The 22,527-nt window shown below is 34.1% G+C and carries 20 protein-coding genes; 13 read left to right on the top strand and 7 right to left on the bottom strand.

All coding sequences use genetic code 11. The features are described 5' to 3' along the window. The 3 genes from G3A47_RS18355 to G3A47_RS18345 form a co-directional block, all read left to right on the top strand. Nucleotides 1-1,458 (top strand): T9SS type B sorting domain-containing protein (locus G3A47_RS18355; protein WP_166924993.1); only part of this gene is annotated, 1,458 nt, incomplete at its 5' end. Between the two features lie 62 nt (nucleotides 1,459-1,520). Beyond that, the gene (locus tag G3A47_RS18350; RefSeq protein WP_166924983.1) at nucleotides 1,521-2,426 is read left to right on the top strand and encodes a PorP/SprF family type IX secretion system membrane protein; all 906 of its coding nucleotides are present in this window, start codon (nucleotides 1,521-1,523) and stop codon (nucleotides 2,424-2,426) included. A gap of 10 nt (nucleotides 2,427-2,436) precedes the next feature. After that, nucleotides 2,437-4,398, top strand: coding sequence for an OmpA family protein (locus G3A47_RS18345; protein WP_166924981.1), 1,962 nt, complete (start codon nucleotides 2,437-2,439; stop codon nucleotides 4,396-4,398). Between the two features lie 339 nt (nucleotides 4,399-4,737). On the opposite strand, the gene G3A47_RS18340 is transcribed toward G3A47_RS18345, so the two are convergent. Next, entirely contained in the window at nucleotides 4,738-6,348 is a 1,611-nt protein-coding gene (locus G3A47_RS18340; protein ID WP_166924979.1) for a class I SAM-dependent methyltransferase, read from the bottom strand. Between the two features lie 558 nt (nucleotides 6,349-6,906). On the opposite strand from G3A47_RS18340, the gene G3A47_RS18335 reads away from it, so the two are divergent. After that, entirely contained in the window at nucleotides 6,907-7,872 is a 966-nt protein-coding gene (locus G3A47_RS18335; RefSeq protein WP_166924977.1) for a YheT family hydrolase, read from the top strand. 335 nt (nucleotides 7,873-8,207) lie between these two features. Next, nucleotides 8,208-8,666, top strand: a complete 459-nt coding sequence (locus G3A47_RS18330) for an RNA methyltransferase (protein ID WP_166924995.1) — start codon at nucleotides 8,208-8,210, stop codon at nucleotides 8,664-8,666. Nucleotides 8,667-8,793: 127 nt separating this feature from the next. Here G3A47_RS18330 and G3A47_RS18325 read toward each other — a convergent pair whose 3' ends face one another. Both G3A47_RS18325 and G3A47_RS18320 read right to left on the bottom strand, forming a co-directional pair. After that, a complete protein-coding gene (locus tag G3A47_RS18325; protein WP_166924975.1) occupies nucleotides 8,794-9,894 on the bottom strand; it encodes a Fic family protein in 1,101 nt (366 codons plus the stop codon). Nucleotides 9,895-10,028: 134 nt separating this feature from the next. Further along, nucleotides 10,029-10,352 carry a winged helix-turn-helix transcriptional regulator gene (locus tag G3A47_RS18320; protein WP_166924973.1) on the bottom strand — a complete coding sequence of 108 codons (324 nt, stop codon included), beginning with the start codon at nucleotides 10,350-10,352 and terminating at the stop codon, nucleotides 10,029-10,031. A 132-nt stretch (nucleotides 10,353-10,484) separates the two neighbouring features. On the opposite strand from G3A47_RS18320, the gene G3A47_RS18315 reads away from it, so the two are divergent. Then, nucleotides 10,485-11,177, top strand: coding sequence for a hypothetical protein (locus G3A47_RS18315; RefSeq protein WP_166924971.1), 693 nt, complete (start codon nucleotides 10,485-10,487; stop codon nucleotides 11,175-11,177). Here G3A47_RS18315 and G3A47_RS18310 read toward each other — a convergent pair. Continuing rightward, entirely contained in the window at nucleotides 11,163-11,333 is a 171-nt protein-coding gene (locus G3A47_RS18310) for a hypothetical protein (RefSeq protein ID WP_166924969.1), read from the bottom strand. The two genes, G3A47_RS18315 and G3A47_RS18310, sit on opposite strands and share 15 nt — an antisense overlap. 503 nt (nucleotides 11,334-11,836) lie before the next feature. Here G3A47_RS18310 and G3A47_RS18305 point away from each other — a divergent pair. Both G3A47_RS18305 and G3A47_RS18300 read left to right on the top strand, forming a co-directional pair. Beyond that, nucleotides 11,837-12,247, top strand: coding sequence for a hypothetical protein (locus G3A47_RS18305; RefSeq protein WP_166924967.1), 411 nt, complete (start codon nucleotides 11,837-11,839; stop codon nucleotides 12,245-12,247). Between the two features lie 196 nt (nucleotides 12,248-12,443). Beyond that, nucleotides 12,444-13,979 (top strand): NHL repeat-containing protein, encoded by a 1,536-nt coding sequence (locus tag G3A47_RS18300; protein WP_166924965.1) that lies wholly within the window; start codon nucleotides 12,444-12,446, stop codon nucleotides 13,977-13,979. A 523-nt stretch (nucleotides 13,980-14,502) separates the two neighbouring features. Here G3A47_RS18300 and G3A47_RS18295 read toward each other — a convergent pair. From G3A47_RS18295 to G3A47_RS18285, 3 genes are all read right to left on the bottom strand, one after another. Continuing rightward, nucleotides 14,503-14,727: a type II toxin-antitoxin system RelE/ParE family toxin gene (locus G3A47_RS18295; protein ID WP_166924963.1), complete on the bottom strand. Its 225-nt coding sequence runs from the start codon at nucleotides 14,725-14,727 to the stop codon at nucleotides 14,503-14,505. Further along, a complete protein-coding gene (locus tag G3A47_RS18290; protein WP_166924961.1) occupies nucleotides 14,724-14,975 on the bottom strand; it encodes a DUF2683 family protein in 252 nt (83 codons plus the stop codon). The genes G3A47_RS18295 and G3A47_RS18290 overlap by 4 nt, the downstream gene beginning before the upstream one ends. A gap of 331 nt (nucleotides 14,976-15,306) precedes the next feature. Next, entirely contained in the window at nucleotides 15,307-15,762 is a 456-nt protein-coding gene (locus G3A47_RS18285; RefSeq protein WP_166924959.1) for a hypothetical protein, read from the bottom strand. A gap of 522 nt (nucleotides 15,763-16,284) precedes the next feature. Between G3A47_RS18285 and G3A47_RS18280 the strand changes: the two genes are divergently transcribed. From G3A47_RS18280 to G3A47_RS18260, 5 genes are read left to right on the top strand one after another with little or no spacing between them, the layout of a single operon-like run. After that, entirely contained in the window at nucleotides 16,285-17,526 is a 1,242-nt protein-coding gene (locus G3A47_RS18280) for an efflux RND transporter periplasmic adaptor subunit (RefSeq protein ID WP_166924957.1), read from the top strand. 23 nt (nucleotides 17,527-17,549) lie between these two features. After that, a complete protein-coding gene (locus G3A47_RS18275) occupies nucleotides 17,550-18,263 on the top strand; it encodes an ABC transporter ATP-binding protein (protein ID WP_166924955.1) in 714 nt (237 codons plus the stop codon). 4 nt (nucleotides 18,264-18,267) lie between these two features. Continuing rightward, nucleotides 18,268-20,691: an ABC transporter permease gene (locus tag G3A47_RS18270; protein WP_166924953.1), complete on the top strand. Its 2,424-nt coding sequence runs from the start codon at nucleotides 18,268-18,270 to the stop codon at nucleotides 20,689-20,691. After that, nucleotides 20,684-21,979 (top strand): TolC family protein, encoded by a 1,296-nt coding sequence (locus G3A47_RS18265; protein ID WP_166924951.1) that lies wholly within the window; start codon nucleotides 20,684-20,686, stop codon nucleotides 21,977-21,979. The genes G3A47_RS18270 and G3A47_RS18265 overlap by 8 nt, the downstream gene beginning before the upstream one ends. Nucleotides 21,980-21,982: 3 nt before the next feature. Then, on the top strand, nucleotides 21,983-22,456 hold the full coding sequence (locus G3A47_RS18260) for a hypothetical protein (RefSeq protein ID WP_166924949.1): 474 nt from the start codon (nucleotides 21,983-21,985) through the stop codon (nucleotides 22,454-22,456). The last annotated feature ends 71 nt before the right edge of the window (nucleotides 22,457-22,527 follow it).

Genomic DNA, 22,527 nt, shown 5'->3' with positions numbered 1-22,527 from the left:
GGAATTACTTTAGATCCGTTAACCGGAAAAGTAAGTGTTGCAGCAGGAACCACACCGGGTACTTACAATGTAGTTTATGAATTATGCGATAAATTAACTCCGGCAACTTGTGCTACGGTTTCAGATGAAATCAAAGTAACACCGGTTGTAGAGCCAATATTCGAAAACGGAACTATTGCATCAACAGGAGGAATTGTTTTCGCAAACATTGCAAGCAACGATAAAGTGAATGGAGCTCCGGTAGTATTAGGAACAACAGGAAATGCTACAGTTGCTGTATCAGGAACATGGCCAACAGGAATTACTTTAGATCCGTTAACCGGAAAAGTAAGTGTTGCAGCAGGAACCACACCGGGTACTTACAATGTAGTTTACCAGTTATGCGATAAATTAACTCCGGCAACTTGTGCTACGGTTTCAGATGAAATCAAAGTAACAGCAATTGCAGGAACAGTAATAATTGCGAATGATGATAATATTCCAAACGCAAATGGAACAGCGGGAACACCAAACGCAGGAAATGTTTTAGTTGGTAACCCAACAGATCCTGATACTTTAAATGGTATACCGGTTGTTATTAGCCAGGTTGATCTAAAAGTTACAACACCGGCAGTTCCAAAAGCACCTGGAGCATCAGTTCCGGTAATTGATACTGCCACAGGAACAATAAGTGTTCCGGCGAACACACCGGGAGGAACCTATACAGTAACGTATAGTATTTGTGAAAAAGCAAATCTTTCGAATTGTGATGCTGCCACGGTAACCATATTTGTATCAAGACCAGGTATTGCCTTAGTGAAAACAGCTCATTTCAATGATGAAAATGGGGATGGTAATGCAAAAGTAGGGGAAACCATTACGTATAGTTTTGCAGTAACCAATACAGGAAATGTGCCTTTGACCAATGTGTACCTAGTTGATCCGTTAATTGGAATTACCTTGAGCGGAGGTCCAATAAATTTAGCTGTAGGTCAAGAGGATACCACTTCATTTACCGGAACTTATTCGATAGTACAAGCTGATATTACTTCAGGTAGTATATCCAATCAGGCCGAAGTTTTTGGAACAAGCCCTGATAATATTGTGGTAAAAGACAAATCAGATGATAGTAGTGTGTTGGGTGATAAACCAACAGTATTGCCAATTACAGGATGTGTTATAAAAGTATTCAACGCTGTTTCTCCAAACGGAGATAAGAAGAATGAAAGATTCTATATTGAAGGATTAGAATGTTATCCTGACAACAGAGTCGAGATTTTTAATCGTTGGGGAGTTTTAGTATTCGAAGGAGATCATTATGATAATGTTAATGTAGTATTTAAAGGATTCTCTGAAGGCCGTGTAACAGTTAAAGATGCTGACGGATTACCGGAAGGAACCTATTATTATGTACTGAAATACAAAGATGGTCAGTCTAAAGCACATCAGCAAGCTGGGTATTTATACCTCAGTAAGTAATTAGTCAAAACAAATTTAAATGGCTTAGTTTTCATGCTAAGCCATTCTTAAAAGTAAAATAAATGAGAAAATTAGTTTTAGTTTTTATGTTTTTTTCTGTTGCGGGTTTTGCACAGCAAGATGCGCAGTTTACACAATACATGTACAATACCATTAATATTAACCCGGCTTATGCAGGCTCGAGAAGTGCCATGAGTATTTTTGGCCTTTATCGTACCCAATGGGTTGGACTGGATGGAGCTCCGGAAACGAGTAACTTCTCCTTAAACACTCCACTTAATAATAGTAGTTTAGGATTGGGAGTTTCATTGCTTAATGATAAAATCGGACCAACAACTGAAAATAGTTTTTCGGCTGATTTATCTTATACGATACCAACTTCAGAAACGTTTAAACTTTCGTTTGGTGTAAAGGCGACGGCCAATTTGTTTCATCTAGATATCAATAAATTAAATCCGGAGGATCAGGGCGACAGTCAGTTTCAGAATTTAAACAGCAAGTTTTCTCCAAACTTTGGAGCTGGTATTTACTGGCATTCCGATAAAGCTTATGTTGGTTTGTCAGTACCCAATTTCGTCGAAACCAAGCGATACAATGATAATGATATTGCGATTTACAAGGAGAAAATAAACTATTATCTGATCGGAGGATATGTGTTTGATTTAAGTCCGGATATAAAATTCAAACCGGCATTCTTAACCAAATTAGTAAAAGGTTCGCCCTTACAAGTAGATCTTTCGGCCAATTTTATGTTTAATGATAAGTTTGTGGCCGGAGTTGCTTACAGATGGAGTGCGGCAATGAGTGCCATGGTCGGATTTCAGGTATCAGATGGTTTATACCTTGGTTACGGATACGACCGTGAAACCACCAATTTGACAAATTACAGTTCAGGATCACACGAAATATTCGTTCGTTTCGAATTTTTTAATGATTACAGCCGAATAACTTCACCTAGATTCTTCTAATACTTTTATTATGAAAATTAAAAATTTAGTTTATAACGTTTTTTTAGTCCTATTTGTTTGCAAGGGGATCGCACAGACAGGCACTATCGCCAATGCCGATAAAAAATACGATAAATATGCTTATATCGATGCGATTGCTACATATGAAAAGGTTGCAGAAAAAGGATATAAAGAGGAAAAAATGTTCCAACGATTGGGGAATGCCTATTATTTTAATGGCGAGCTGGCGAAAGCTCTAAAATGGTACGAAGCTCTTTTTGAAATGAATGATCAACAGGAATTTGAGTATTATTACCGCTATGCCCAAACACTAAAAGCAACAGGGAATTATACCAAAGCCGACAAAATATTAGAACTTTTCAATCAAAAAGCAAGTACGGACAAAAGAGGATTGTTATTCGAAAAGAATAAAAATTATCTGGAGCAGATAAAAAATAATTCAGGCCGATTTGAAATAGCAGATGCCGGAATTAATTCAAAATACTCGGACTATGGAAGTTCCTTTTTAGATAACAAATTGGTATTTGCGTCTGCCAGAGATACAGGTGGAGTTGCTAAAGTAAAATTCAAATGGACCAATAAATCGTTTACAAATCTTTATTCGGCAGAATTAAAAGCAGATGGCAGTGTTGGAATTCCGAAACGATTGGAAAGAAAGATCAATTCAAAATTTAATGAATCGACTCCGGTTTTTACAAAAGACGGAACAACAATGTATTTTACCAGAAACAATTTTCTGAATGGTACACAAGGGAAAGACAATAAAAAAGTTACGCTATTAAAATTGTATAAATCGACTTATGTAGACGGGAAATGGACAAATATTGTTGAATTGCCTTTTAACAGCGATCAATACAGTGTGGCACATCCGACATTAAGTGTTGATGAAAAAAAGTTATACTTTGCTTCAGACATGCCGGGTACTTTTGGACAATCTGATTTGTATAGTGTAACCATTAATAGCGATGGCAGTTATGGTAAACCGGAAAATCTTGGAGAAGCAATAAATACCGAAGGAAGAGAAACGTTTCCTTTTATATCAGGAGATAATGAACTGTATTTTGCGAGCGACGGACGACCTGGACTAGGAGGACTTGATGTATTTGTTTCGACTATTAAAAACGATTTGAGTTTTAGCGAAGTTCTAAATATAGGAGCTCCTATAAATACAAAACAGGATGATTTTGGTTTTATATTAGACAGCAAAAGCAGAACCGGTTTTTTCTCATCAAATCGAGATGGAGGGCATGGTTACGATGACGTCTACCGTTTTTCTGAAACCAGAAAATTACCTTGTGAAGAGACTGTATCGGGAACTGTGATAGATGCCGAAACTAATTTGGTATTGAGTAACGCTAAAGTTAACTTATTAGACAATCAGCTTCAGATAATAGGCGAGGTGGTAACGGGAGCTGACGGAAAGTATAGTTTTAAAGTAATTTGCAATAAAAAACATTTTGTTCGCGCTTCAAGACAAGATTATGAAATCAATGAAGTACCAACAGCAATTGATAGAATAAGTTTGACATTACCTTTGAAAAAAACGGTTCAAAAAGTGGCTCAGAAAGTAGTTGAAAAAACAATTGAAAAATTGGTTGTTGGTGATGATCTGGCGAAAATTTTGCATATAAAAATGATTTACTTCGATTTGGGTAAATCTATTGTTCGTAAAGAAGCTGCTATTGAATTGGAGAAAATCCGTAAGGTGATGATGCAAAATCCAAACATGAAAATTGATGTTCGTTCACATACAGATAGCAGACAAACTCATGCTTACAATGAAAAACTATCCGACAGAAGAGCCAAAGCAACAGTGGCATGGCTTGTTAAAAAAGGAATAGCTGCCGATCGCATAACCGGTAAAGGATACGGAGAAACACAATTATTGAATAAATGTGCCGATAACGTAAAATGTACTAACGAAGAACATCAGGCAAACAGAAGAAGTGAGTTTATTATTATTTCGATGTAATAGCAATAGATACAATTTTTAATGACTTTTTGTTGCTCAGGCAGTAGTACTTGCTCCTTAAATAAGGATAACAAGTATACAGTAGTTTCAGTTGCTAAAACTACTACTGCCTGAGCAACATTTTTGTTATAAATAAGGCTCTTTGAAGCGTTTTTTTAACCGTAAAGAACTCTATGTTAGCAAGGTGTTTTTCTTACGCAGATTTGGCAGATTTATTAAGATTGTTTTTATTGGAGTTGCAGAAAAATATTAGCTCAATCTGCTACCCGAGCGATAGCGAACTGGCGAAGCAAATCAGCGTGAGAAACTTTGCATTTATGTGTTAAAAGGAAGAAAAAGTTAATCGAATCCTTTTAATAAATTGATACTAACCGTAGCCGTGTCCGCATCCGGAAAGCGGCTGAAAATAGCCGGATCGGGAAACAATCCTGCTTCTGCAGCAATGGCATTAAAAACATCTATCTCAACAATGTATTGATCGGAAAAACCATGAGTTGCATCATATGCTGTTGCGGGAGTTTTTCCTAAATTACTGGCAGTAAGTTTTGGGTCTATAGTATGCAATTCAATCAGAAGCAGACCGAATTTACGAACATAGGGCGACCATTTCTGTAAATGCTCCAATAGATTATCTTCTATATGGTTGTTGCTGATTCTTTTTCCTTTAGAGGCAAAAGCCCCGGTAGATTTGCTGATTCTGTCTTTTTTAATGTGTTTCGGCTCTTCCCAAATTCGATTATGATCTAAAAAAGTCCTCACGTTTAACAACTCTTTCAGGTCAATATTATAATGTTCTCTCAAGTCATCCGAAAGCAGGTCCGGGCGTCCGATATCTCCCCAGATTACCTTGGCCCAAATATCAGCTTTTATCAGATTAGCTCTGGTTACTTTGAGGGCAGCTTGATTGTAATCTGCTCCGACCAAAAACAGCGGGTACTCATCGAGCATTTTTCCTCTTAGAGTTTGCCTGTCGATTACTTCAAAAATATGCTGTAGAAAAGCACCATTACCACAACCCATATCGAGAATTCCTTTTGGTTGTTCTTCAATTGGCAGGTTAAAAAGTTTTACCAGAATCTCATCTACCACTTTAAAATAAGTGTCGTGAGCACCTCCGCTTCCCCATACATTCATTTCGCGATCAACATGAATTTCGTTTTCGCCCTCGGTTACCATTCTTAAAACGGTCGCATCGCCAAAAATCAATTCTTCAATTTTAGCAAATGTGGGCAAATAAGAAACGGTTACGCCATAGGCACTGGCTCTTTTTGCATAAAACAAACCTACTTCGGTAAATTGATAATTGCCTTTTTTCTCAAGAAACCACCCAAGATGCACAAAAAAGTCCAGTATTTTTTTAAACTTTTCAGGAGATTTATGAAACTCTTCCGGTTTGAAGGAAGTCTCCATAAAATATTTGTGAAACATTCCACTCATTGCCAAACGCACTATGGTTGGTCCAATCAGATAACCTTCTATATGTTTTAAGATTTGGTTTTGAATGCTGTTGGTCAGTTCATCTTCAGACTGTTCAATGTCGTAATTTTGTTTATATTTTTCAAAAATGGCATTGAGTTTTTCAAAGGGTGCGTCTTCGAAGATACGCGGATGAAACTGAGTAGAAAACTGAAGTAAATCAACAACATCTTCATAAAGATCAAACAGCGAAAAGGCTATTGCTGTCTTTTCATTTGTTGCAACTGTAATTTCCTGGGTGCTGTTATCCACTTCGTAATCTAAGAAACCCTGCGAAGCCAAAATCCTCAAGCCAACATTCAAATAACCTTCGTTTGCTTTAAAAGTAGTAGTAAGCTGAGTTAATTGTACTTGTTTTTCGCTTAAAATAAATGCTAAAACTCCCTTATTTTTCAATGCTACTGCAACGGGAGCAACAGCTAAGCCGTCTAGATGTCTGAAGATAGAACTGCGGAGTTGTGATTTATCGATCATAATAAGTGAATGAAGGTTTACTCAAAAATAGTGATTTTTTTGAGTAAGTTCATGGATTGTTGCAATTCATCAAGGTAAACTTTTTTGTTTTTGAACTCTGACTTTAGCTGTCACAAATTATGCGTACTGTTGTCTTGGATGTATTTCTCGCCAAGTCGTTAAGTCGCCAAGTTTTTTTTGAAAAGGAAACTTTGCGCTTTTGCGGCTTAGCGAGAAATTTTCTCACGCAGATTTAGCAGATTGCTTTTATCTAATTGCAAAATCAAAATATCAGCCTGATTTGCTAAATCTGCGTGCAAAAAAACTTGGCGGCTTAGCGAGAAATTTTCTCACGCAGATTTAGCAGATTGCTTTTATCTAATTGTAAAAACAAAATATCAGCTTGATCTGCTAAATCTGCGTGCAAACAAACTTGACGGCTTTGCGAGATTTTTTTAGAAAAGCAGAAAGAGGGTAGTAGCAAAACCATTCGAACGCAAGTGAAATAAAAAAGGCAGTAGTAGACAACCTATTGATTGATTGCTTAAATTTGTATGAAGTATCTTAAAACTTTGTAGCATGCCAATAATCGAACAATCAGATTATAATTTTCCTTTTATTATGTACCGTAACAGGCACATTTCGACTATTTATGCTGCTTTGTTTAAAAAGTTTGATGCTCCTGGATACACAAGGGAAAAAAAGGAGTTAAATGATGGTGATTTTATCAATATAGATTTCATTATCAATGATTCTAAAAAAGCAGTTATTTTATGTCATGGTTTAGAAGGAGATTCACGCAGAACCTACAATAATAGCTGTGCGACTTATTTCCAGCAAAAGGGTTTTTCGGTTTTTGCATGGAATAACCGCACTTGCGGAGGAGAAATGAACCGTCTTCCGAGGCTTTATCATCACGGTGCCGTTGATGATCTTGATGAAGTGGTGCAGTTTGTGTTGCAAAAAGGATTTGAAGAGGTGTATCTTATCGGATATTCAATGGGAGGTGTGCAGCTTTTGAATTATTTAGGCTGGACAAAAGTAGATGAGCGCATAAAAGCGGCTGTCTCTATTTCTGTTCCAACGCATATTGCAACAAGTGCTGAAATACTCAAAAAAGGCTTTAACAAGGTGTATTTATTGAATTTCACTATTGATATAAAAAGAAAACTGAAACACAAAGCGGCACAATTTCCGGATTTTATAAATCGTGATCAGATCGATAAAATTTCTTCTTTTGATGAAGTGGATCATTATTTTACAGCGCCACTGCATGGTTTTACAAGTCGGGATGACTACTATCAACGTGTTTCTCCTGAATTTTCTCTTAAAGACATTACGACCCCGGTTTTGATTATTAATTCGCTTGATGATCCTTTTTTGGGTGAAAGATGTTACCCCAGAACAATAGCCGAAGACAGTGCCTATGTTTATCTGGAAACCCCTAAGTATGGAGGTCATTGTGCTTTTCCTTTGCGAGATTCAATGTATTCTTATGCAGAGAAAAGAGCCTATGCGTTTTTTGAATCTTTTAAAGCCTCATAGGTTATGAGTTATGAGATGTAAGATGTAAGATGTAAGATGTGATAAGCTTGGATTGTAGTAGTTAAATTCGTACAAATTTTGTGCTATTCTATTTTTATACATTGGTAAATCAATTAGATACAAGACTCATCACCATTCAGGCTTATAGTTTACATTATACATTATACATTATACATTATACATTTTACATTATACATTTCACATTTTACATTTTACATTTTACATTTCACAACCAGCGACTTAAATTAAACAGATAAAAGCTTTTCAATATAGAGACTTTGTTTCCTCCCAATAAAAAATTGATTTATGTGCTTACAGTTTGTACTTTTGCGCTTATGAATGACAACTTTATAAATGAATACTTTGGGATAGGGATACAAAATGGTAAAACGCCTGAAAATTTGGGTGTTTTGTGGCGATCGGCTCAAAATTTAGGCGCAACTTTTATATTTACCATAGGAAATCGATATGCCAAACAAGCCTGTGATACTCACGATGCTGTAAAAGCAATTCCTTATTTTCATTACGATACTTTTGAAGCTTTTTTTGAAAACTTGCCCAAAGGAGCACGATTGGTTGGGGTTGAGTTAAATGAAAAAGCATCTGATTTAGAGACCTTCGAACATCCAAGACGTTGTGTCTATTTATTGGGAGCAGAAGATCATGGACTATCGAAAAAAGTAATGGAGAAATGTCATAGTTTGGTAAAATTTAAATCTGAAAAGAGTTTAAATGTAGCTGTGGCAGGAACTATTATCATGTACGACAGAAACTTGCCTAAGCCGCGATCTTAGATTGAATCTTAATTTTTTACTTGAACCTCGAGGCTTGCTGACTCCGGAGCGTAGGTAATAATTTAGTATGGAGTTTTGATTAACGATAAGATCTTAGTTTTTATATCGATAGTTGTATTTGATTTTCTTAAAGAATATCTTTTAGAATATAATGCGTACTTCTTCCGCCTGAATTAGCTTTGGTGAGAATGCCTTTATTTACTAAATCAGTTATGTCTCTAAGCGCTGTATCTGGAGAAGTTTTTGTCATTTTCGCCCATTTATTAGTATTTAAATTGCCTTCAAAATTATCCATAAGTTTGTTAAGCATTTTTTGTTGACGTTCATTACATATCACCCCGGCATTTTTAGCCCAAAATTGATGTTTTGTTACTACTTTATCGACAATTGTACTGGAGTAAAGAATACTGTTTTTTAAGCATTCTAAAAACCAGATTATCCAAGCCGTGATATCCAAATCTCCTTTTTGAGTCTGCTCTAAGATAGCATAATAGCCTTTTTTTTGTTTATTTATCTCAGTAGACATGCTGTAAAACCTTTGATTTACACCATCGGATTTTGAGAGTTGCATATCTGTAATTGCTCTGGCAATTCTGCCATTCCCATCGTCAAATGGATGTATCGTTATAAACCAGAGATGAGTTACAGCAGCTTTTAGCAATGATTCTAAATTTTGCTCGTTATTGTACCAGTCAATAAAATGTTTCATTTCTAAGGTTAATTGTTCTGCTTTTGGAGCTTCGAAATGTACTATTTCGCGACCCATTCCTCCTGAAACTACTTGCATCTCACCCGAACGCCAATTGGCGGTTTCAATCTTGTGAATGCCGCTTCTTCCTAATGGAAACAGTGCTGCATGCCAACCAAATAAACGTTCATCCGTCAATGTTTTGTTGTCGTTTTGAGTGGCGTCTAACATTAATTCTACAATTCCGTCAACATTTCTGTCTGAGCGCTCTAAGCCGGAATATTCTAATCCAAGTCTTGTTGCAATGGAAGAACGGACTAGTTCAGGATTTAGTATTTCTCCTTCTATTTCAGAAGTTTGCAAGACATCTTGAATTAGAGTTTCTAAATTAGCTTCGTCCTTTAGTTTAAAACCCAGCAACTCAACTTTTCCCATAAGTTTCCCTTGCAAGTTTCGAACTTCGCTCAATAGCGAAATAAATTCTTGCTCATTCCACTGTAGATTTGGCCAATTTTTAAGCTGATGGATATAGATTGCCATTGTCTTTTTAGTTTATACGGTAAATATAGTAATTATTCTCCGCAAAAAATGCGGTGATTAAGTTGTTTATTCACCGCATTTTTTTGAATTAGAATTTTTAGGAGAGGATAAACTATGTATACAAATTCCAAAATTTAACCTTTCGCCATTTGTTTTTCACCCCAAATCCGCATTTGGTTGATGAATGGAATTAATTCCAGACCGGTTTCCGTAAGCCCGTACTCAACGCGGGGAGGAACTTCCAGATAGACTTTTCTTGTGACTAATCCATCGGCCTCTAATTCTTTTAGTGTTTGTGTGAGCATTTTTGGAGTAATGCCTTCAACGATTCTTTTTAGTTCGCCGTACCTTAAAACACCATCTTTTAAATACCATAGAATTCTTCCTTTGTATTTTCCGCCTATTCTTTGAAAGGCGTAATCAACCGGGCAGTAGGCTTTTCTTGAAACTTTTTCCATTACTTTTAAAATTTTAAAGCACTAATAATCAGTATTAGTATAGTTTTAGAAGGTTAGGTACAATCTGGTAAGTACTTGCTGTAAAGATATTTAATTCATTAATTTGATTAAAAATTTTAAATCAAATAAACCATGAGCTATTCAAAAAAAGAAAATTCGGAGAATATCAAGGTGTTAGAACTCCGTAATTATTTGCTAAAACCCAATTTTACAGATAGTTTTCATCGCTATTTTCATTTAAATTTTGTTGATTCAATGAACAAATTGGGTGGTTATACGGTGGGAGAATTCAAAATTAAAAATGTGAATGACAGGTTTGTCTGGTTGCGCGGTTTTACAGATATGCATTCAAGGGCGCAATTTCTGAATGATTTTTATATTAATAGTCCGGTTTGGAAAGAACATGGAAAAGGAGCAAATGAAATGATGATTAACTCAGATCATGTCTATTTATTAAGACCATTGTACGAAAGTGGCTCGTTAAACTCTGATAAGGAAATCACTGTTGTTAATTTTTACATTTGCAACTGCACTGTAGATAAAGTAATTAAGCTTTTTGAAGAATCCTATATTCCATTCCTAAAGACTTTAGCTGTTGAAGATTTTTCGCTTTGGACAAGTGAAATGACCGAAAATGATTTTCCAAGGCTGCCGGTTTTTCAAGATAAAAATCTGTTGGTTTTGATCACAAATTATAAAGACGAAAACGAGCGTCAAATCAAGGAAGATTTGATCAATAAAATGCCTGAAGGTTTAAAAATGGAGATACTGGAACTTGTGAAGATTCAGACTGATTTGACTCTTATAAATCTAAATTTCAGCTAAACTTCCTTTTCTTAATGGAATGTATGGCCCCACAAAAGGCAAGATAATTCCAACAGCAATTAATCTCCAGATTTTCCATTTCTCTTTTGGTCGCTTTTTCAGTTGATCTTCAAGGTCTCTTTTTTTATCATCTGAATTTATATCTAATTCATTCATAGTCATTATAGTTTTTTAAGTAAAATTTTCTGGATTAAGTTAAAACTGATTGTTAACTCATATTTCTTTTGGAACTATTTTTTATCGAAAGACCGAAATTGTGAAGTGTATTTTTACTCATCGCTAGTTTTTTTCTGGATGTAAAAATAGTGTGAATATTAATCATATTAAAACTTCAAAACACTTGTATTCAGTAGTTTCATTAAGTTGTCTATTTGCTGAAACTACTGAATAGAGCTGGCTTTTTTTTGTTCTTTTTGTATTCTTCCGTTCTACTTTTGCATCTTCAAATAATCAAATAAGAAGATTACTTTATAGGTAATAGAGTTTACTATCCCATTCATTAAAACATTTAATAACAGCTAAATTATGTATAACACTTCATCAAAGAAAATGGAAAAAATACTTAAAATACTCAGCAAGAGTAATTTTAAAATCGTATCAAATCAATCCTTAAAAGGAAAAAGAAATCTCAATTAATCGCATCATCTAAAAAGAAAAATATGGCCATACAAACATTAAACATCATAAAAAGCTGGTTCAAAACGGGTTTAAAACCGACACAAACTCAATTTTGGGATACTTGGGATTCTTTTCGACATAAGAGCGAAAAAGTTCCTGTGGGAGATGTGGAAGGACTTTATCCTTTATTAGACTATAAAGCTGATAAAGCGGTACTTGATGATCATTTATTAAATGCAGATGCTCATCCAAACTTGTTAACCAAAGCTCGAATAATTCCTGAAGGTCAATTTTTGATATTGAAAGCAGTGGGAAATACAAACGAAAATGATGCTGAAGTTAATGATGTTGTTAAAGGTATTGTCCAAAACTGTGTGATTGAAGGTATTTATTTAGGTGGTGAAATGACCAGTTTAAGAAATTTCGAAATTATCACGAAACAAGAATTATAGATCTAAAAAGAGAAGTATATCAGGCTTTTAGATAATCTCGAGAACAATTTACAGCCATTGTAAGTAACGGTTCAATTAGGTTAACTAATCCGGTTAACAAAACTAAGTGAAATTGTCCCTAAGGAAAATAATCAAATACAACAGGAAAGATTAATTACAATTTCAAACAAATTAAAAACAGAAAATCAAATTATACATGAAAAAGTTTATTTACGCATTATTGCTTGGATTAATATTTATAATTCCTTCAACAGCACAAAAAAAATACAACATCCAGAATCAGCTTCAACTTTCAACAGTTCCACTTGGTTTACCTACTGACAGTATCATGGTTGTGAATTCAAATGGTAATGTCAATTACATTCCTAAGAGTTCTATTACGAGTAGAGGATCAACTATATCCGGAACTGTAAATAAAATAGCTAAATTTAATTCCGAAGGTAAAAATGTTAGCGATAGTAATATTACAGACGATAATTCCTTGGTTACTATAGCTAAACCTATTGAAATTAAAAGCGGAAGTGCAGATGTAGCGGGTTTAAAATTCGCGAATGCAACTGCGACTAGTATGTCAAGTACGGTTAATTACGGAACTACAGGAACTTATCCTTGGGATATGATTGTTGATCAATACGGAACAACTTATGTAACAGACAGAAAAGATAACAACGTAAGGAAAACCCCTGTTGGTGGTCCTACTACGATACTTGCTAACACAGGAGCTTATCCGTCAGGAATTGTTATTGATAGTAAAGGAAATATTTTTACGGTAAATAGAGATTCATCTACAATTACAAAAATAGAACCTAATGGTAACGTTATAACGTCTTGGGCTTCATGGACTTATATTGGCTCTTGTTTGGGAATTGAGATAGATGAGTTTGATAACTTATATACGGTAGCAACAACGGCAACAGTTGACACTGTATTATCAATTACTCCGGCCGGATCTGTTACTACAGTCGCTACAAAGAATCTTGGGCTTCACGGAACTTATTCTTTTGTTAGAAATAAATCTAATGGAATTATTTATACTGTAGATGATGGAGGTAGAGTAATAAAATATCTTCCGACCGGAGCTTCCAGCGTATTGAGGACCGGATACTTAGGAGGAGGAATAAGTTCGGCACTAGATCAATCTACAGGAATTATTTATGTGCATAGTCTTAATGGTTTAGGTTCTCTGTTTAAAATTTTGCCTGATGGAACTACTACTATTTTAGCAGCAGTTCAAGGTGGCTGGGATATTAAGGTTGACAGTCAAAGTAATGTATATACAGTCGGTTCTAATGGAGTTACTAAAACGACACCTGACGGAGTAGCGACAGTAATAGGAGCAACTGCTGACGATCCAAGATTATTAGCTGTAGCCGGTAACGGATCTGTTTATGTAGCTTGTAAATCCAGTAGAACTTTTACAAGAATTACACAACCTACAACTAGAAATATACTATCCTTAGACCCATCTGGTAACGTTCTTACGAATGGAGATTTCTACACAGATGCGAATGGTACGGGCTATTTGCCTAGTGCATTACCTAGCTTTATAAGTGGAGATTTATCAGGGAAATCAATCATAACCAGGGAATATTTATCTAAAAAAATCGGATCAGTTGCCCCACTTACTTCAGCCGATACGGGAACTGCAGGTGACATTAGGATTGCTGCTGGATATATTTATTGGTATGTCGTAGGTACTGGATGGTTAAGATCTGCGGGAACAACTTTTTAAAATAGAATTTAAAGTACCTATTTTTTTACCCGTTGATTTATTTCTGTTTTATGCGACAGAATCTGTTTTACAGAGTAATAATAAAAAGCATTGCATCTAAAAATACCATTATGCTTTTTTTAAGCATAATGGTATTTTTTTATATAGAATAATTTAGAGTGGGTTGCTTATCCTTTTTTTTGTCATTTTCTGCATCTGTCTTTAATGGAGGGCAAACTTATCTATGGAAACTATACAATAGCTCTTATAAGTTTAAATTAGCTTTATATAATAAGTTGATATTTCTTTTAAACGAATGTAGAAAATATTTTTACGAATTGTATAATGTAATTTTTTCAAGTTTTTTGCGGGCACAAATTGCAAATTTGCGCCATCAAGTTTTTGTGAGCACAAATTACAAATTTGCGCTATCGAGTAACAAATGCGATAAATGGTGCAGAAGCAGAATTTCTATATTTAAAATTATTTAGGAATTTTTATGAAGTTTTGAGAAGTATTAAAAACAGATAATATCGTAATATCCCTATAACCAATCAAATAGATTGTTGTAACTCCATTTTGGAATGAAACGAATATTTTCATCATTAAAATAAGGTTCTTTAGGATATTTATAAGGCATATTCGAAACACTTTCAGCAATAGAAATTAATTCCGTAATCACACTTTTTGCATTTTGGGGACTATTAGAAAATATATAATCATAAATATCTTGTAGCTCTTGTTGTGCTCTAGAGTCCCAAACAATCATTTTTTAAGAATATGATTTAATACTTGCTCAGAAGATAACGTTTTAGCCGTTCCATTTTTTACATCATTAATTCGATTTTGTATATCTTCTTTGTATTCAGAAACAGAAAAAGCTTGACCATTTGGAGCATATCCAACGATTATTTCATCTTCATTTTTTGTTTCAAACTCCATTTCCATTTCTTTTGCTAAATTTTTCAAAAGAGATAGTTGTGTTTCGTTCTTAGGATGTAATATTATGGCTTCCATTATTTTAAAGTTTTTATAAAGTTAATTATTATTGTAAACTTAACTGGTACTCAAAGAACAGAAAATGAAAGAGACTTTAAAAAAGTGATTTTACTTTCGATAGAGTTATTCAAATCCATAAAAAATCTTTAGAAAAAACTTTTTTACGGATTTTTAAAGTAAAGTAGCTTGTCAAGGATTCTGCCATAAAACTTAAAACAGGATCTCTCGAATATCTCTTCGGTCATGCCGCCAAAGGTAGAAGTGATTGAATGTGGGCACAAATTGCAAATTTGCGCCATCAAGTTTTTGTGAGCACAAATTGCAAATTTGCGCTATTAGGTCAATTATTTTAGTCTTTTACCAAGTTAAGAAGATAATTTATTCGATCTGTAAAAAACGCTGCAGTCTTTATATAAAACAATTTTATGTCCGGTTTTAATTTAGGATCGGCATCCCATACATTTTTACCGGGATGTTTTTCTTTAAATTCTTTCATCAATTTTGCGATGTACCAATAAGAAGATTTTTTCCATTCACCTTCTGCCAGATCCATGGCTTCTTTTTGAACAGAAGTTTTATTTTTTTTGATCTTATTACTGATGTGATAATATACATCCGTCTCGTAGTCCTGCAGTACATGGTAATACTGCTTTCTACAATCATTCTCATGATCGCTTTGCTCTTTGATGCATTGTATCAAATCTTTTTCAAATAGTGCTAAAGTATCTTTATAACGAAAATTTAAATCTTGTGCCAAACAGCTTGTGAGCGGAAAGAGGAACAGCATTATAGTCTTTGTATACATGTTTTTTTCAGTACTAATAAATTAAAAGAGTTGTACGATTGGTAAAATTAGAGTTATTTTTAGTATTTATCAATTTAATTTATAATCCAATTCTATATAAAAATCTGTAAAAAAAGTATCTTTTTTTACAGATTTTAATCGTAAAGTAGTTTGGTAACCATTCTGCCATAAAACTTAAAACATGATCTCTCGAATATCTCTTCGGTCCTCCTATGTTTGCAGTGATTTTTTTTCACGCAGATTTAGCAGATTTATTGAGATTGTTTTTATCGCAGTAACAAAACAAAAATATTGGCTTAATCTGCTAAATCTGCGTGAAATAGACTTTTGCGAATCTCTGCGACTCCTGCGACCAATATAGTGGTGTTGGTTGTGTTCATCGATGTCCATTTTCATACATAGCGTGTTCGATAACGGACACTTTTTAAATTGTGTTAAAAATAATAATCTAAAAATAAGCCTATTACATTATTTTGATTTCTGGCACAATATTCTCCTTTAGGGTAAATAAATTATTTTATAATGGACACTAAAATCATACGTAAAAGCAACAAAAAGAAGTTTCTTTTAATCTCTTTACCAATTATCCTGGCTTTAGGATATTTTGTGTTTGTATCTGCAACCAAAAAAAGAACTCTTGTTGTAAAAAGAGGAGAAATAACAATTAAAACTGTTGAAAATAATTCTTTTGAAGATTTTATGTCTTTTCAGGCAAAAGCAGTTCCTTTAAACTCAATGTTAATTAATATTATCGAAGGCGGTGCAGTTCAGGAAATTTTTGTTGAAAATGGTGATCAGGTAACAAAAGGCCAGCCTTTGGCAAGATTATACAATCCAAATGCGGAATTGGCTTATATGCAACAGGAAACGGCAATCATTGAACAAATTAATAACCTGAACAAAGCAAAGCTTGACTTAAGAAACCAGGAACTGAATTTAGCAAAAGATTTGATTGCAATTGAACATGATTACAAAGATTCTCAAGATTTATACGATGTCAATAAAAAGCTCTTTGAAGAACAAATACTTGCAAAAAGTGAGTGGATAAAGACTAAGGAAAATTTTCGCTTTCAACAAGAACGTATCAATATCATCAAACAAAGTGTGAAAAAAGAAAAACAAGCCAATCAGGTCCAGATTGTCCAGCTCAATCAATCGATAGTTGTTATGAATAAAAGTTTAAGTATTCTGAGAAATAATAAGAAAAATTTTCTAATTACTGCTCCGCTTTCAGGTAGACTTTCTTCTTTTGAGCCTATACTGGGAAAGACCTATACACAAAATACCAGTATTGGAACCATAGACGACATGAAAGGCTATAAACTTTTGGCTGACGTGGACGAATTCTATTTAGACAGAATTGCAATGAGACAAAAAGGAACTGTAACTTTTAATAATAAGAGTGTTGAGGTACAGATCACAAAAGTAATACCTGAGGTAAAAGGTGGAAGGTTTCAGGTAGAATTAGATTTTATATCCTCACAGAAACTGGATTTGAAACAAGGTTTAAGTTTTGGCGTGAAATTAAATTTTTCTGACAAAGTAAAAGCAAAAGTCCTGTCAAAAGGAAGTTTTTATGGAGAAACGAACGGGAAGTGGATCTTTGTCGTAAAAGGAAACACAGCCGAAAGAAGAGAAATTGAGTTAGGAAGAGAAAATCCGCTGTACTATGAAATACTTGGAGGATTAAAAGAAGGAGAAAAAGTGATTACTTCGTCCTACAAAGATTATAAGCAAGTTGAAATAGTAGAAATAGAAGAATAGATAACCATTTTAAAAAATACAATATGATTAAAATTAATAATCTTTCCAGAGTTTTTAGAACTGAGGAAGTTGAAACAAAAGCATTAAGTGACATTTCTATAAATGTTAATCAAGGAGATTTTGTTTCTATTATGGGACCTTCAGGAAGTGGAAAATCAACGTTATTAAATATTTTAGGGCTGTTGGATAGCGCCGATAGTGGAAGCTATAAATTGGTAGATAAAGAAATGGTTGGACTAAAAGAGAAAGAAAGATCCAGAGCAAGGAAAGAAAATATTGGTTTTATATTTCAAAATTTCAACTTAATCGATGAACTTTCAGTCTATGATAACATCGAACTTCCCTTGATTTACAATAAGGTTTCTCCTTCTGTGAGAGAAAAAAAGATAGTAGAAATAGCCAACAAATTGGGGATTTCCCACAGATTAAAACATTATCCACAGCAGCTTTCGGGAGGTCAGCAACAACGTGTTGCAGTAGCCAGAGCATTAATTAACGATCCTTTGATTATTCTTGCTGATGAGCCTACAGGGAATCTGGATAGTAAAAATGGTAATGAGGTAATGGAATTACTAACCGATCTGCATGCTAATGGCGCTACAATTTTAATGGTAACACATTCTGAATACGATGCCTCTTTTTCTCAAAGAACTATTTTTATGAAGGATGGAGAAATAGTAGCAGAAAAAAGGAATAGTAGAAACGTGGATGTTTTGGTAACAGAATCTAATAAGTAAAATCATGATTAAAAATTGGACTAAAATATTTTTATACCATATCAAAAGAGATAAATTATTCACTGCATTAAATGTTGCCGGATTGTCTATTGGAATTGTAGGAGTCATTTTTGCGCTATTGTATTGGAATGACGAACAGAGTTACAACAGCTGGAATCCTGAAAAAGATAATGTTTATCAGGTTTTGGTTAAATTAGGCGATATGCCATTTACCGGAGATAGTTCTTTGCGGTTAAAAGCAGCTCTGGACAAAGATGCAAATGTAGAAAAAGGGGTATATGCTGATAGTTGGTATCAAAAAGGGCAAATAATATATAAAGGAAAAAAGGAATCGGTAGATAAAATTATCAACACCGAAAAAGATTTTTTTGATCTGTTTCCTTTTACAATTATTAAAGGAAATGTGGTGTCAGCTTTGAGAGACAATTCCGGTATTGCAATATCTGATAATCTTGCGAAAAAACTTTTTGGTGATGATGATCCCATAGGTAAACAGGTTTTATGTTTTGACTCTATGTTAATTGTTCGGGCTGTATATCATATACCTGGTAATTCATCTTTAGAACCGGACATCGTAGTTAACAGAATGAAAGAAGTTATAGCTTCAGATCAAAATAAAGGAGCTTTTGTTTTCAAAATACTTTTACTGCTAAAAGATCCTTCAAAAGTTGAGGAAACACGGAAAAGGCTGGAAAGAGCCTATTATGACGAATTTACGGTGAGAATAGCCAAAGAAAATGGTTTTACACTAGATGAGATGACTAAAAAAATGGGGCGTTTTACAGTTGTAATGGAATCTCTTTCACAAGCAAGACTACACTCGGTTGCAGATGGTTTTCCTGAAGGTCGTGGTAATTATCAGTTTCTTTTAATAACGGCCGTTTTATCAGTTCTAATTCTGGTGTTGTCTATTGTTAATTACGTTAATATGGCGACAGCCAGTGCAATTAAGCGGGCAAAAGAAGTTGGAGTACGTAAAGTTTTGGGGGCATCAAAAGGTAGTATCAAAGCGCAGTTTGTTTGTGAAACCATTTTGATTACGTTATTTTCTATCATGTTAGCTTTAGTTATTGTCGAGTTGACATTGCCCTATTACAATGATTTTCTTGGTAAAAATCTAATACTTGAAGGAAGTCAGTTTTATTTTCAATTGATTTTAATCTTTGTGGCAACTGTTTTGCTGGCAGGGCTTTTTCCGGCAGTTTATGTCTCTAATTTTGATACTCTTAAAGTTCTCAAAGGAAATTTTGACAGAAGTAAAAATGGGGTTTGGCTGAGAAATAGTATGTTGATCTTTCAATTTGCTGTTGCTGCGTTTTTTATTATCGGATCCAATATTGTTTATGAGCAGGTACAATTTTTAAGTAATAAAGATTTGGGATTTAAAGGGGATCAGATAATCGCAGTTTCGTTAAATTTTCCTGATTCAGATTATCAGGTTGAAAATGCCGGACAAAATATCTACAATAAATATGCGACATTAAAACAGGAGCTTGCTAAAATTAATGGTGTAGAAAGCATTTCAACAGGTCTGTTTTCTTTTGATGGCAGTGACAATTTCTTATACCCGATTTTGTATAAAGATGTACTTTTTAAAGAAAAGTATATTGGGCTGGATTTTGGTTTGCTGGAAATGATGAAAATTAAAGTAGTAAAAGGAAGAAACCTTGACAAAAAGTTAGCTTCCGATACGATCAATTCGGTTATGCTTAACGAATCAGCAGTTAAATTGATGAATATGCGTGAGCCTATTGGAGAGGAAGTTATAATTAGAAATCAGAAGTTAAAGGTAGTTGGAGTTGTAAAGGATTTTAATTTGTTGAGTCCTGAAGTCGAAGTACCACCAATGGCTTTCTTTCATATTAAAACTTTAAATATGGCAGATGGTATAAACCTGGTATATGTAAAGTTAAAAGCACATGATATGGATACAACCATAGCTGCAATCGAAAAACTATGGGGAGCCAATGTTAATGAAAAACACCCCTTTAAGTATGACTTTGTAGACAAGCAATATGCAAGAACGTATGAATCTTACGTAAAACAAAAGAATCTTTTTTCTGTATTGAATGTCGTAGTTGTTCTTATTGCTCTTTTTGGTTTGTTTGCTCTGGCTTCGTACTCGATTCAAAGACGAATGAAGGAAATTGCTATTAGAAAAACATTAGGAGCAGAAACCGATACTTTATTGAAAGAACTATCAAAACAATATGTTTTGTATTGCATTATTGGGTTTTTAATTGCCTTGTTCCCGGTGTATTACTTTTTGAATAAATGGCTCGAAAATTTTGCCTTCAGAATTGATATTAGTGTATTCCCATTTGTATTCGGTTTTATCGTATTATTAGTTCTTACCCTGATAATAGTGCTTTCAAGAGCGTATCAGGCAACAAAAACTGATGTTTTAAAATATTTAAAATATGAATAAAAATATCGTTTTGACCGTTGTCTTTTTGTCATTTTGTGCTTTTGCAAGTGGTCAGGAAAATTTCTGGTCGCTTACAAAATGCATGGAAGCTGCTTTGCAGAATAATATAGATATAAAAATTAAGCTACTTGAAATTAAAAGAACGGAGAAATTACAAAACTCAGTTTTAAACCGCATGCTGCCGTCTGTAAATTTATATGGAGAGCAAATGTATAATTTTGGTTCAACGATTGATCCTTCAACCAACGGAAGGGTGAGTTCTAATATTCAAAAAGATAATTTTTACCTCAATGCTAAAACCAATTTAATTGATTTTAGCGCCTTTTCAAATGCTAAAAAAGACAAGATTACTATTGAAGTGGCCAAAGTCGAGAAAGAAGTTTTAGAAAACGAATATAAACTGCAGATTTTAGAAAGTTATTATCAGGCGCTTTATGCGCAGGAGTTGTTAAAAATTCAGAAGGAGCAACTTACTCAAGCGCTATTTAATTTAAATCGTGTTACAAAAGAAGTAGCAATAGGCAATAAACCCCAAAGTGATTTGTTTGACATGCAGTTGAGTTATTCGGAAGATGAAAATCGTAGTTTAGAGGCAGAGCAGTTGTATCTAATTAAAAAAACTCAGCTATTTCAATTGATGAATGTTGTGGATCTGGAAGTAGATAAAATCACTCTGGAAGTCTATTGGAATGAGCATCAGACAACATCTTCAAAAAAAGAATACAATCCCAGACTAAAATTGGCTGACTTGAATTATCAAAATAGTGTAAAATCAATTCGTTTAGAGAGAGCAGCTAATTTGCCTCTTTTGTCAGCTTATTACGGTTATTCGACTTTTTATTATAGAAATATTAATCAGGTTAATTCAACTCCTTTTTTTAATCAATTATCAGACAATAAAAGTCAGGAAGTGGGTATGCAACTTGCAATTCCGGTTTTTAACGGATTTAGAAATAATAAAAAAATAGTAGCAGCTAAGATAGAAAGTGAGAAGTTTAAACTTGCTGTAACACGGCAAAAGCAAGAATTAGACAAGCAAATAGCTTTAGAAGAACAAAATAAAACCAACTACTTAAAACGCCAGCAAAAACTAACCGACAGGCAAACGTATGCCAAAGCTTCTTTGGGTACTACTCAGGCAAAATTTACAAACGGAAGAATTGAAGCGGTTTTGTTTTCTACAGTAAAAAATCAATTTCTCGCTGCAGAATATGAGGTTTTAAAAAATAATATTCAATTGCAATATATTGATCTTAAGATAAATCTACTGAAAAATAATTCGCTCTAAAATATGAAGCAAACTGGAATTCAAAACAAAAGAATAAAAAAAGCCATAAGGAATCTTTTGCTACTACTTTTATTAGTGTTTTTAATTAGTTGCAACAGAGGAAGGCCATTTAAGGAAACCTATAGTCACTATAGAGGAATTAACGGAAATGATACCGCCGATTTATCCATTACAACAACAAAACATTTCTTTAAGGGAGACTATAAAATAATTTATGGAAGTAAGGCTATTATGGATTCCGGATATGTAAGAGGAAAAATAGTGGGGGATACGTTAATAGGTAATTATTATTACATTTCTTATGGCGGTCAGGGGGAATCCAGGCCAATTACATTGTTGATGAGAGATAAAAAATTGATTTCGGGTTCCGGTGCATTAACGAAGTGGTTAGGTTTTCGTTATTTTGACAGAGAAGTACCAATTGATTACGAAGCACCACAGTTTGTTTTTGAAGAAGTTCAGGTAAACCCTAAATAAGAGGTTTTATAATAGGATTGGAATCAGAAAATTAAGTAAGCAAATAATAAAACTAAAAATCCTTATTCAAC

Source organism: Flavobacterium poyangense (assembly GCF_011751075.1).
Lineage (GTDB): Bacteria > Bacteroidota > Bacteroidia > Flavobacteriales > Flavobacteriaceae > Flavobacterium > Flavobacterium poyangense.
The sequence above is the reverse complement of the archived record's forward strand: the minus strand, read 5'-3'. Positions and strand labels throughout refer to the sequence as shown.